Origin of the sequence: Allomuricauda sp. NFXS6 (genome assembly GCF_040148835.1) — a bacterium.
Classification (GTDB): Bacteria; Bacteroidota; Bacteroidia; order Flavobacteriales; family Flavobacteriaceae; genus Flagellimonas.
In genome coordinates this window covers 74639-87501 of the sequence record NZ_JAGEMG010000008.1, presented here as the reverse complement: position 1 = coordinate 87501, position 12863 = coordinate 74639, and the positions used below count along the sequence as shown (strand labels likewise).

At 41.3% G+C, this 12863-nt stretch carries 11 protein-coding genes; 9 read left to right on the top strand and 2 right to left on the bottom strand.

The features are described 5' to 3' along the window. The first annotated feature begins 86 nt into the window (after nucleotides 1-86). From J4E06_RS12760 to J4E06_RS12725, 8 genes are all read left to right on the top strand, one after another. Nucleotides 87-1493 (top strand): amidohydrolase family protein, encoded by a 1407-nt coding sequence (locus J4E06_RS12760; protein ID WP_349524323.1) that lies wholly within the window; start codon nucleotides 87-89, stop codon nucleotides 1491-1493. Nucleotides 1494-1794: 301 nt separating this feature from the next. Next, a complete protein-coding gene (locus tag J4E06_RS12755) occupies nucleotides 1795-5010 on the top strand; it encodes a VPS10 domain-containing protein (RefSeq protein ID WP_349524321.1) in 3216 nt (1071 codons plus the stop codon). Beyond that, nucleotides 5007-6926 (top strand): S9 family peptidase, encoded by a 1920-nt coding sequence (locus tag J4E06_RS12750; protein ID WP_349524320.1) that lies wholly within the window; start codon nucleotides 5007-5009, stop codon nucleotides 6924-6926. The genes J4E06_RS12755 and J4E06_RS12750 overlap by 4 nt, the downstream gene beginning before the upstream one ends. Then, a complete protein-coding gene (locus tag J4E06_RS12745) occupies nucleotides 6923-7615 on the top strand; it encodes a DUF2490 domain-containing protein (protein WP_349524319.1) in 693 nt (230 codons plus the stop codon). Before J4E06_RS12750 ends, J4E06_RS12745 begins: the two co-directional genes overlap by 4 nt. 74 nt (nucleotides 7616-7689) lie before the next feature. Then, complete coding sequence (locus J4E06_RS12740; RefSeq protein WP_349524318.1) at nucleotides 7690-8277, top strand: superoxide dismutase family protein; 588 nt, start codon at nucleotides 7690-7692, stop codon at nucleotides 8275-8277. Between the two features lie 106 nt (nucleotides 8278-8383). Next, nucleotides 8384-9004: a hypothetical protein gene (locus J4E06_RS12735; RefSeq protein WP_349524317.1), complete on the top strand. Its 621-nt coding sequence runs from the start codon at nucleotides 8384-8386 to the stop codon at nucleotides 9002-9004. A 76-nt stretch (nucleotides 9005-9080) separates the two neighbouring features. Further along, nucleotides 9081-9608, top strand: a complete 528-nt coding sequence (locus J4E06_RS12730) for an RNA polymerase sigma factor (protein WP_349524316.1) — start codon at nucleotides 9081-9083, stop codon at nucleotides 9606-9608. Between the two features lie 2 nt (nucleotides 9609-9610). Then, nucleotides 9611-10405 (top strand): anti-sigma factor, encoded by a 795-nt coding sequence (locus tag J4E06_RS12725; RefSeq protein ID WP_349524456.1) that lies wholly within the window; start codon nucleotides 9611-9613, stop codon nucleotides 10403-10405. A gap of 76 nt (nucleotides 10406-10481) precedes the next feature. Here the strand turns inward: J4E06_RS12725 and J4E06_RS12720 are convergent, their stop codons facing one another. Both J4E06_RS12720 and J4E06_RS12715 read right to left on the bottom strand, forming a co-directional pair. Then, complete coding sequence (locus J4E06_RS12720; protein WP_349524315.1) at nucleotides 10482-11129, bottom strand: OmpW/AlkL family protein; 648 nt, start codon at nucleotides 11127-11129, stop codon at nucleotides 10482-10484. 122 nt (nucleotides 11130-11251) lie between these two features. Then, nucleotides 11252-12232, bottom strand: a complete 981-nt coding sequence (locus J4E06_RS12715) for a CorA family divalent cation transporter (protein ID WP_349524314.1) — start codon at nucleotides 12230-12232, stop codon at nucleotides 11252-11254. 196 nt (nucleotides 12233-12428) lie between these two features. On the opposite strand from J4E06_RS12715, the gene J4E06_RS12710 reads away from it, so the two are divergent. Then, nucleotides 12429-12842: a mechanosensitive ion channel domain-containing protein gene (locus J4E06_RS12710; protein ID WP_349524313.1), complete on the top strand. Its 414-nt coding sequence runs from the start codon at nucleotides 12429-12431 to the stop codon at nucleotides 12840-12842. Nucleotides 12843-12863 lie beyond the last annotated feature (21 nt).

The window sequence follows — 12863 nt, the reverse complement described above, 5'->3', positions numbered from 1 at the left end:
TAAAAATCACTAAAAAAAGTGGAATAACCCAAAAGCTGGTAAAATAAAAATTCAGGTATCTTTAAGGATTCAGAAATCAACCTTAAATGACTCGATTACTCTTTTTATCACTACTGCTGATTATTTTCAGTTGCAAAAAGGAAATTACCAACAACTTTGATTTGGCAATTACCAATGCACAAGTTATCCATCTGGAGACCGGAAAAGTTGAAAACCAAGACATTTTTATTTCCAATGGAAGAATTGAAGCAGTCGAAGCAGCAGGTTTAGGCCAGTTTAAGGCCAATTCCTCCATTGATGCCTCAGGGAAATATGTGTTGCCCGGATTTTGGGACAACCATATCCATTTGCGGGGTGGTGATAGCTTGGTTGCCAACAACAACAACTTTTTGAAACTATTTATTGCCAATGGCATTACCACAGTGCGCGATGCAGGTGGCGACCTCACCCAATCTGTGATGAAATGGAAAAGTCAAATTGAATCGGAAGACCTCGTTGGCCCTACAATTTTTACCGCTGGTCCCAAAATAGATGGTCCAAAAGCCACTTGGGCGGGCTCCTTGGAGGTTGAAACGGAAGAAGATATTGCAAAAGCCTTGGATTCCCTGGAAGCCTTGCAAGTGGATTTTGTTAAGATTTATGATAGTAGAATTTCGCCTGACAATTACATCAAAACCATCAAAGAAGCCAAAAAGAGAGGGTTCACTGTATCGGGGCACATGCCCTTTACCGTCACTTTGGATGAGACCATTAATGCTGGAATGGATGGTATTGAACATCTCTATTACATTATGAAGGGCAGTGCCAGTAATGAAGTTGAAGTGACCGAGAACATAAACAATGGTGAAATGGGTTTTTGGGATGCTATGCCCGCACTTCTAGATGCCTACACGGACAGCACGGCCCAAAATACCTTTAACAAGTTAAAAGAGAACGATGTTTTTGTAGTCCCCACACTTCATATTGGAAACACTTTAAGTTATTTAGATGAAGTGGACCACACCAGCGACACCTATCTAAAATATATGGGCGAAGGAATCGTCCAAACCTATCAAGGTAGAATTCGGTCGGCTTTAAACTCATCGGAGAAGGCAAGGGAAAACCGAAAGCAAATGAATGCTTTTTTCGGAAAATTGGTCAAATCTCTTAATGATGCAGGCGTTCTTCTCTTAGCAGGATCGGACAGCGGAGCCTTCAACTCTTACACTTACCCAGGAATATCCCTGCACAAGGAATTAGCTGCTATGGTGGAAAATGGAATATCTCCACTGGATGCCCTTCGCACCTCAACGGTGAACGGAGCTAAGTTTTTAAACCAAACCAATGATTACGGGGCCGTTTCCAAAGGAAAAGTTTCTGATTTGGTCATTTTGAAGGCTAACCCTTTGGAAAACATCGGGAATACCCGAAAAATTTATACGGTTGTCAAGGGGTCTCAGGTCTTTACAGAAAAACAACTACAAAGCCTTTTGAAGAATGCGGTCATAGAATAAACTATAAAACAACTTGGTGAAAGCTATCAGTTTCAATGACTTTTGAAGTGCATTGTTTGATGCACAATAACAAAGTGGTGGATTCAATTGAAATAAAAACACCTTAAACAAGGGGACAACAGGAAAAGCCTTCCGTCCCTTAATTCCCATAATTAGTTTCAAAAGAGATTTTCCCATTAACATCCCTTTAAGAATGGAAGCTATGGATTTTGGTATCTTTAGGCGGCCAAAAACAGGCCATACGTTTCAAGATCTATGGCCTTAATTCGAAAGACTGACTAAACTAACAAAAAACCAACTCATGAAAAAATCATTACTCTTTGTTGTATTTCTCATTACAGCAAGCATTACGGCACAAGAATTCAATATGGATTTGGTTCAGGATATGAAACCAAGAAATATTGGACCGGCCGGAATGAGCGGACGTGTCACTTCCATTGATGTGGTCCATTCCAATCCGGATATTATGTTCGTGGGAACTGCTTCAGGTGGTTTATGGAAATCTACCTCAGGAGGTATTAAATGGGAGCCCATATTTGATAACGAAGTGACAGCTTCAATAGGTGCAGTAGCCATTCAACAATCCAATCCATCCGTAATTTGGGTGGGAACAGGAGAAGGAAACCCAAGAAATAGCTTAAACGGCGGATATGGGATATACAAATCCTTGGATGGAGGCAAATCTTGGAAATCCATGGGATTGGAGAAAACACGACATATTCATAGGGTGATTATTGACCCTACCGACCCCGATGTGGTGTATGTTGGGGCCATTGGCTCACCCTGGGGCGAGCATCCGGAACGTGGGGTCTTTAAAACCACAGATGGAGGGGAAACCTGGGAGAAAGTTTTATTCGTAAACAACAAAACAGGTGTTGCGGATTTGGTCATGGACCCAAAAAACCCAAACAAACTGATTGCCGCCATGTGGGAGCACAAAAGAGAACCTTGGTTCTTTAACTCGGGTGGTGAAGGCAGTGGATTGCACATTACGTATGATGGTGGTAAAACTTGGAAAAAAATAACTGCCGATGATGGGCTGCCCAAAGGAGATTTGGGTAGAATCGGTATAGCTATAGCCAGAAACAAGCCCAATATTATTTATGCCTTGGTGGAAGCCAAGAAAAATGCCCTGTACAAATCTACCGATGGCGGTTTCAAATGGAAGAAAATCAATGACAAAAGTGATATCGGCAATCGCCCGTTTTATTATTCGGAAATATATGTTGATCCACAAAATGAAAACCGGGTTTACTCTGTATTCACATACGTCAACGTTTCTGAGGATGGAGGTAAAAATTTCACCCAGTTGATGCCTGCCTACGGCGTGGACAATGGGATTCACCCGGATCATCATGCCTGGTGGATTCACCCAGAAAACGGGCAGTTTATGCTGGATGGCAACGATGGTGGACTTAATATCACCAAAAACGGAGGTAAAACATGGCGCTTTATAGGCAATTTACCCGTAGCGCAATTCTACCACATCAGTACGGATAATGAATATCCTTATAATGTGTACGGCGGAATGCAGGACAACGGTTCGTGGAGAGGACCTGCCTACGTTTGGAAAACCCAAGGTATCCGAAACAGTTATTGGCAAGAAATCGCCTTTGGCGATGGATTCGACGTGGTGCCGGACAAAGACGACAGTCAGTTTGGTTATGCCATGAGCCAACAAGGATATGTAAGCCGTTACGACTGGAAAACCGGGGACAACTACATTGTACGCCCTACCCCACCCGATGCGGATACCATGCTCCGGTTTAACTGGAATGCCGCCATTGGCCAAGATCCTTTTGATAATAGCACCGTGTATTTTGGAAGTCAGTTTGTACACAAATCCACGGATAAAGGATTGACTTGGGAAGTAATTTCCCCCGACTTAACCACAAATGACAAGGAAAAACAAAAACAAAGCGAAAGTGGTGGATTGACCATGGATGCCACAGGAGCGGAAAATCATTGTACCATTATTGTAATTGAACCCTCACCTGTGGAGCAAGATATGCTTTGGGTCGGAACAGACGACGGGCGTGTGCATTACACTCTAAATGGCGGTGAAACTTGGGTAGATGTGACCAAAAACATCAAAGGTTTGCCCACGGGAAGCTGGATTCCACAAATTAAAGCCTCAAACAGAAACAAGGGTGAAGCACTTTTGGTCGCCAATGATTACAGAAGGTTCAACTATACCCCATATGCCTACCGAACTAAGGATTATGGCAAAACTTGGACTCGTATTGTAGATGAAAACGATGTGGAAAGCTATACACTGTCCATAATTGAAGATCCAGAAAACCCAAACCTTATGTTCTTGGGTACTGATGATGGCCTTTATGTTTCTTTGGACGCGGGCAGCAACTGGAAGAAATGGAACAAAGGATTCCCAACAGTTTCCACCAAGGATTTGGCGATTCACCCAAGAGAGCATGATTTAGTAATAGGTACCTTTGGAAGGGCCGCTTGGGTACTGGATGATATCCGACCATTGAGAAAATTGGCGGGCAACACATCTATTTTACAAAAAGAAATTAGTTTGTTCAATAGTCCAAATGCCTATTTAGCGGCCTATCAGCAACCCTCGGGAGGAAGGTTTGGGGGTGATGCAGTTTATAACGGTGACAACCGTGAATCCGGAGCTATGATCACCTACTACCTCAAAGAAGGAAACAAAATGCCCAAAGAAGAGAAGAAAGATGAAAATAACGAGGAAAAAGAAGCTGACGAAGAAAAGTCCGTGGAAAAAACCAAAGATTCCATCTTCTTTGAATTTTATGATGGTGACAGACTCATCAGAACTTTGAAATACAAAACCCCTGAAAAAGCAGGTTTCCACAGAATTTATTGGAACTTGGATGAAAAAGGGCCGGACAGACCATCAAGAAACATTAGTAAAAGAACCAGAGAACGTGGTGGAGTTGATGTAAAACCAGGTACTTACAAAGTAAAGATAGTGTATGGGGAAGCAACCGATTCAACCTCCATAACCGTAAAAACCGACCCTAGGTTGGATGTAAACCTAGCCTCGATCAATGAGGTGTACGAAACCAGTAAAAAACTGGAAGGATATACCCAAACCGCAGCCGATGCCGTAAAACAATTAGTGGAAAGCAAGGATTTGGCAAACAAGTTCAAAAAAGAGCTCAAAGAATTGGACAAGGATAAGTTCGAGGAACAAATAAAGGCTTCAGAAGAAATCGTAAAACAGATTGATTCTGTTGTAGCCCTATATTTGGGCAAGGACGACAAACGCCAGGGTATTGTTAGAAATCCCGAACCCAATGTAATGTCTAGATTGGGTGATGCATCCTATTATGTAAGGACAAGAAAATCAGGGATTACGGCAACCGAAAGAAGAATGATTCAGTTCGCCGAAGAAGAGCTAAAGGGGGCATTGGACAAAACCAATACTTTCTTTAAGGATGCATGGAAATCGTACCAAACTTCCATTGAATCATTGGACCTCTCTCATTTTAAGGAGACCGAGAGCTTTAACCTAAATAACAAAAAATGAAAAAAATACTGGCAATCGCCTTGATTCTAAGCATCTGGGCCTGCAAAGAACAAAAAAAAGAACCGTCCATCGCCGATACGATGAAAACCTATACCATTGGCCAAATGATGGACAACGAGTCCGTTGCTGGAGGAAGTTTTTCCCCGGACAAGTCCAAATTATTGGTGTCGAGCAACCGTTCGGGTATTTACAATATGTACACCGTTCCTACATCGGGCGGTGATATGATGCCTGTAACCCAATCGGACAGTTCGTCCGTTTTTGCCATTTCCTATTTTCCCAAAGATGCAAGAATGTTGTTCCGAATGGATAACAATGGGGACGAAATCTATCACATTTTTGTACGGGATACGGACGGTAGTCACAAAGATCTAACCCCAGAAGAAGGTGCTCGTTCCCTATTTTACCAATGGTCCGAAGACAAAACCGCATTTTTCTACGGTTCCAATAAAAGAGACAATCGGTTTGTGGATTTGTATAAAATGGATTTGGAAAGTTTGACTTCTAAATTGATCTATCAAAATAATGATGGATATGATGTTGGGGTTGTCTCTCCCGATGAAAAATATGTTGCATTGAGCAAATCCATCAACACCAATGATAGTGATTTATACTTGTACAACCTGGAATCGAATGAGTTGATGCAAATCAACAAAACCCAAAGTGGCAACTATCCACAAGATTTTGCTCCTGATGGTTCGGCACTTTATTACACCACCGATGATGGCAGCGAATTTTCATATTTGATGAAGTACAACTTGGCCGATGCCTCGTATGAAAAAGCTATGCAGCGAGATTGGGATATTTCTGGAAGCTATTTTACCCAAAATGGAACCTACCAAGTCACTTATATTAACGAAGATGCTAAAAACACCATCGAAGTGAAGGAGGTAGCCACAGGCGAGAATATAGACTTGCCCACTGTTGAAAACATGGAGCTTACAAGTGTTAGTTTTTCCGATGACGAAACGATGATGCGTTTTTATGCAGGAGGGTCGCACACCCCATCCAACCTTTACGTTTACAATCTTGAGACCAAGGAGCAAAAAAAGCTTACCGATGTGCTAAACCCCGAAGTTCAGGCACAGGACCTGGTAAAAGCAGAAGTGGTACGGTACAAATCTTTTGATGGGCTGGAAATCCCGGCCATTTATTACACGCCCCACCAAGCAAGTGCAGAAAATCCGGTACCAGCATTGGTTTGGGTCCACGGAGGGCCTGGGGGACAGTCTCGTCAAAACTTTAGCTCGTTCATCCAATATCTGGTAAACCATGGCTATGCAATCTTAGCGGTAAACAACCGAGGAAGCAGTGGTTATGGAAAAACCTTTTACCAAATGGACGATTTGAACCATGGTGACAAAGATCTAAAGGATTGCGTGGAAGGTAAAAACTGGTTGGCCCAACAAGCCGAAATCGATGGTGAAAAAATAGGGATCATCGGTGGTTCTTACGGTGGTTACATGACCATGGCCGCCCTCACCTACACTCCCGATGAGTTTGATGTGGGCGTAAACTTGTTCGGAGTGACCAATTGGATGAGAACGCTAAAAAGTATCCCTCCATGGTGGGAATCCTTTAAAGATGCCCTCTACAAGGAACTAGGGGACCCGTACAGTGCAGATTCGGTTCGTTTAAAGCAAATATCACCGCTATTCCATACCGATAAGGTCACCAAGCCGTTGATTGTACTTCAGGGTTCGCAAGACCCTAGGGTATTGCAGGCTGAATCGGATGAAATCGTAGCAGGCGTGCGAAAAAATGGTGTTCCCGTAGAATATGTGCTTTTTGAAGATGAAGGCCATGGGTTTGTAAAAAAAGAAAATCAAATAACCGCTTACAGTAAAATTTTAGAGTTTTTAGACGAGTATCTTAAAAAAGAAGAAAGCACCCCTTTAAAAGAAGATAGTAAATGATCAAAAAATTAGCACCCCTATTTATCTTATTTGGATTATCGACCATAAATGCACAACAACCTGGCGAGGATGAGTTGGGCGCTTGGTACATGTATTTTGGAATGAACAAGATTTCAGAACGCTTTAGTTTACATACCGAGGCCCAATTCCGTTACTATGAGCCAACGAGTAACTTTAACCAAATGTTGTTGCGAACAGGTCTCAATTATCACATTAACCCCAATGCAATTGCCACAGCAGGCTATGCCTATATCCAAACGGACACCTCTTTTGAGGATATCATGGATCAAGTGGACAGCAGGGAGCATCGGATTTTTGAACAATTTATTTTAAGGGACAAGGTTTGGGAATTCCTATTTGAACATCGCTATCGTTTGGAGCAGCGTTTTTTTGACTTTGGAGATGTTACGGATACCCAACATAGGGCTCGTTATCGCATTCAGATGACATTGCCCCTCACCAACACCTTTTTCCTTAATTTTTATGATGAATTGTTCATCAACCTACAGGATAATCTATTCGACCAAAACAGGTTGTATGGCGCAATCGGTGTAAACATAACTGAAAACAGCAATGTGCAATTGGGTTACTTGAGAAACCAATTTAGCAATGCCGTTTACGACCGCTTGCAGTTCGCAGTTTTTTACAATCCAGACTTGAGAGGGCTGTTCAAAAAGAAGAAACCATAGAATTACCTAAAAAGCTTGACAGCGGCAGAAATAATGCCTACCTTTTTAACTAATCTAAAAAACAATCATTTTTAATGAAAAAAGTACAAATAACAGCCTTGGCGCTAGTATTTATAACAGCGTTTAGCTGTAAACAAGCAAAAAAAGAAGCAGAAGAGACAACGGAAGAAGTTGAGGAGACTGTTGAACAAGTTGCAGAGCAAATTGACCCTGAAGTCATTACGTTTACAATGGAACCCAAAAGCGATAGTAATGTAAGCGGTGAAGTTGTTTTTACCCAAAATGAAGGAGAAGTAATCATGAGAGCTACCTTTTTAGGGCTCGACGAAGGTGAACATGCTATCCACCTGCACGAAAAAGCCGATTGTTCCTCGGCCGATGGAAAATCGACCGGAGGACATTGGAACCCAACCTACGAGCAACATGGAAAATGGGGCTCTGAGGATGGCTACCACAAAGGTGACATTGGTAATTTTATGGCCGATGCCGATGGGAACGCTACCGTGGAATTTACTACGGACGAATGGTGCATTGGCTGTGATGATGAAAACAAGAATATTTTGGGCAAAGCGGTAATAGTGCACCAAGGGGTGGACGATTTTACATCGCAACCTTCGGGAGCCGCTGGTGCTAGAATAGCATGTACCGGAATAATTCAATAGTATTTAAAAAACAACCATAGTGAAAAGCTGTCCTTTTGGGCGGCTTTTTTTTGTTGACACCCCTTTAAATATTGCTTAACTTGAACCTAATTTCAAAAAAACAGACATGAAAAAAATTCAAATTGCCGCATTGGGACTATTGCTGGTAGCCGCTTTCGGCTGTAAACAAACCAAAAAAGAAGAAAAAACAGAAGAAGCCGTTGCAACTTATAGTATTGTAGAGGATTCTACCGATGTGCGATTTACCGCTTACAAAACAACAGACAAAGTTCCCGTTGGCGGAACCTTTCAAGAAGTCGAATTGACATACAACGCTGGAGAAACTCCGGTGGAAACATTGAACGGGCTAGAGTTCAATATTCCGATAAGCAGCCTTTTTACCAATGACCCAACAAAGACAAGAGATCCAAAAATCATTGAATTCTTTTTTGAGAAAATGGCAGAGACCCAATCCATTACAGGTAGGTTTGCTTTTAAGGATGATAAAAGTTGTACGGTTATACTTAGTATGAACGGTGTATCCACAGAACTGCCCATGGAATATGAAATCACGGATGACAACCATGTAAATTTCTCGGGGGTTATGGACTTGAAGCAATGGAATGCTTTGGATGCCTTGGCTTCTTTGAACGAAGCTTGCAAAATATTACACACTGGTTCCGATGGTGTCAGCAAAACTTGGGAGGATGTTGCTATCGAAGGTTCTGTTTTATTGGAGCAGAAATAAGCAATAGCTTTTCAACAAAGATTTATGAAGAGGGCTGTTAAGAGCAGCTCTTTTTTTATATATTTAGCCAACTTCAATGGATCTGGACAACCTCATACAACAATTTCAGAAAAAGGATACGGTCGCTTTTGAGACCTTGTACAATATGTATGCGGAAAATATTTGTGGGGCAATCAATGTAATTGTCAAAGATGCAGAACGTTCGCAAGAGATTTGCCAAGATGTATTTGTGAAGATTTGGGAGAAATCAAACCAATATGATGCCTCCAAGGGACGTTTTTTTACCTGGATATTGAATATTGCCAGGAACGCTGCTATCGATGAAGTGCGTTCTAAAACCCATAAAAACCAAAAAAAGAACCTTCCGGTGGATTCTCTCGTAGGTATTTTTGAAAACGGTGAAGATCTAAACAGTAAAATGGACACCATTGGTCTTCAGTCCTTATTAAAAGGCCTTAAGGAAAAGTGCATTTTATTAATAGATATGCTTTACTTTAAAGGATATACCCAAAAGGAGGCTGCCAAGGAGCTCAACACGCCTGTTGGCACAATAAAAACAAGGATTAGAAGCTGTATTTCGAATATTAGAAAAAATATGGCATGAGCATGGATGTGAAAGAATACATAGCGTCTGGAAAATTGGAACTCTACGTTGCTGGAGAACTGTCCCCTGAAGAAAATCTTGAGGTACAGCACTATGCCATTCAGTATCCTGAAATCAGGAAGGAGATAGAGGAAATTGAGAAAGCCATTCTTGAGCTTACAAAAGCTGCTTCACCTAAAATGCCAGAAAATGGTTTTGCAAAGGTAAAAGCCGAAATAGACGATGTTATTCCATTCACCCCCCAAGCTTCGAGCAAGGGAACTCCTTGGGGCAGTTATTTAGGCTGGGCTGCCTCCGTTTTATTGGCCATAGGTTTGTTCTGGATGTATACTGAAAACTCCAAACTCAAGTCCGAGATAGAGCTTACCAATCAAGAAAAGCAAAGCTTGGAAAATATCCTATCCGATACCCAAGAAGAAATCACTTCCAAGGAAACCTTATTGCAAGAGATTCGCGATAGAAATGTGGCCGTAGTAGCCCTTGGCGGACAAACAGTATCGCCCGAGTCATATGCCAAAGCCTATTGGAACAAGAAAGAAAACAAAGTGATCATCGATGCGCAGGGTCTTCCTGAACCTCCGGATGGGTTCACCTATCAGGTTTGGTCCCTAAAATTGAATCCGCTCACCCCTACCAGTATCGGATTGTTGGATGATTTTGCATCGCAGGACACCAAGCTCTTTACCTTGGAAAACGCAAACGAATCTGAAGCTTTCGGTATTACGTTGGAACCCGAAGGTGGTAGCGAAACCCCAACCTTGGATCAATTGTACACCTTAGGTGCGGTTGGTTCCTAACTTTGGGCAGAAAAAAGGCAGTCGGATAAACCAAACTGCCTTGAAAACTTAAATAACCTAAAAAAACAATCGAATATTAAAGTTTGATACCTACACCAATCCCGAATATCCAAGGGTTAATGTCCACATCAGCATCCACAGTAGCTCCTAAAGCAGTGGTCGCATCAACAGTGGCAGTAGTGTTCAGGAATAATTTTTTGACATCAAAGTTCAAGAACCATTTATCATTTAGCTTAAAATCGAACCCTCCTTGTAATGCAAAGCCAACAGCAGTATCGTACTCAACATCATCGGCGGTTGGTCCTTCATCAACACCGTAAAATAGGGTTAAATTGGGACCAGCGCCCAAATAAGGAACAAAATCACCTCCTGTAAAATGGTACTGTGCTGTAAGCGTTGGCGGTAATAACCACACACTTCCCAAATCAATATTACCTGCAGCAGTGCCCACAGCCTCAACATCGTGTTTAGTGGTTGCCAAGATTAGTTCCAAAGACCAATTATCATCAAAAAAGTAAGTAATGTCGAACTCGGGAACAACGGAAGTGGAAATATCAACGTCTCCGCCAATGGCTTCGATATCGGCGCTTTCGTCAGGAGAAACCACAATTCCTCTCAATCTAAATTGCCACTTGCTTCCATTATCTGCGGGGGCGTTCTGTGCAATTGCCAAGTTGCTCAACCCTATTAAAGTCATTACTGCTATTAGTATTTTTCTTCTCATCGTGTGTTGTTTTAAAATGATGAGACAAATCTACCTAACGACAATTGGCAAGAATATGATGTTTATCATTGGATAAAAATGGGCAATACCCTATCCAGTCTGTTTATGAAGAGGATTAGACCTTAAAACCATTTTTTTCGCTTGAAAATTATGATGGAAATCAAGGTGACCACCAACATTACCCCTAACAATATAAAATATCCGTAAGGTGATCTTAGTTCTGGCATGTTCTCAAAGTTCATTCCGTATATCCCTGCCAAAAAAGTGAGCGGGATAAAAACGACCGAGAAAATGGTCAGGGTTTTCATCACTTCGTTCAACCGATGGCCCTGTACACTAAAAAATAGGTTGATTTGGCTTTCCAGCTCCATAATATCGGAGTCAATGTCGGCAATCAAACCATTTATCTGCTCACGGAGCTCACTAAAATATTTGGTCTGGAACCCCTTTACCTCTACCCTTTCCAATTTTATGATGATATCCCTAAGCCCATGTGATGCTTTCTTAAAATCCTGAATAAGCGCCTTTTTCTGCTCCACCTCAAACATAAACTCCGGAGTTGGCTCTCGTTTAACAATGGCATCCAATGCATTTTCCATCAACACGCTTTCTTCATATTTTTCCTTGTAATTGGTAATCAGGGTTTCCAAAATAAAGAAGAGAAGGTAATCCGCCTTTTTTTTTCTGATGATGCCCTTGTTTTCGAATATACGTTGCCGAATCCAGTCAAAATGGTCGCCCCGTTTTTCTTGGATGCACCAATTAAAATCTTTGGAAACCACAAAATACATCTGTTCAGATTCCATGCCATAGCCTTCTGTTTTTAGAATTCGGGCCGCTATAAATAGCTGATCTTCCAGCACTATTACCTTATTTCCCAATTTTTGATTCAACAACAATCGTAGTAAAAAATCATCCAGACCATTACCATCTACCATTTGTCTAAACTCATCCATATAGTTCAGTCCATAGGTGTTTATCCAAGTAATGGATTTATCCCCTTTGGAAAGTTGTACATCTTCCTGCAAAGAAAATTTTCGATTATAGTAATTGTCCGGCGAGTAATTGATCACCCATGAATTTTCTTCAAAATCTGTTTGCATGCCTTAAAATATGAAAGGGTTTATTCGTAGTTTAGAAGTATAAGTTAAACCAAATTTACTAAGAACCATTATGTTTGACATTATGAGTTTTAAATCCGAGATATTATTCACAATTATCCTTTTAGCGGTTATCATTGCCCTCAATTCTTTAAGTAAAAGAGGTATTAGGCGCTTTGGCAGAACAAGTTCCATTGACATGAATAGCAGGAAAATTATTTTTTACCTGAGCAACTTGTTGTTTTACTTGGTCGCATTTATTGGTTTATCGTTGATATGGGGTGTTGATTTGAATGATTTTTCGGTATTCTTATCCTCAATTTTAGCCATTTTGGGTATCGGGTTTGTAGCGCAATGGTCCATTTTATCAAATTTAACGGCCAGCGTAATTTTATTTTTCAATCATCCGCTGCGATTGGGCGATAGAATACGAGTAATGGACAAAGACTTTGACTGGACAGGCAAGGTTGAGGACATCAGCGGTTTTTATCTTTTTATGCGGACAGATGATGGTAAGCAAATAACCATACCCACGAATTTGGTGATTCAAAAAGGAATTGAAATTTTAAAAGAGAAAAAAACAGATACGGAAGAAGTTATCTCCGACGAATAAAAAAAACGCCATGGCTTTACA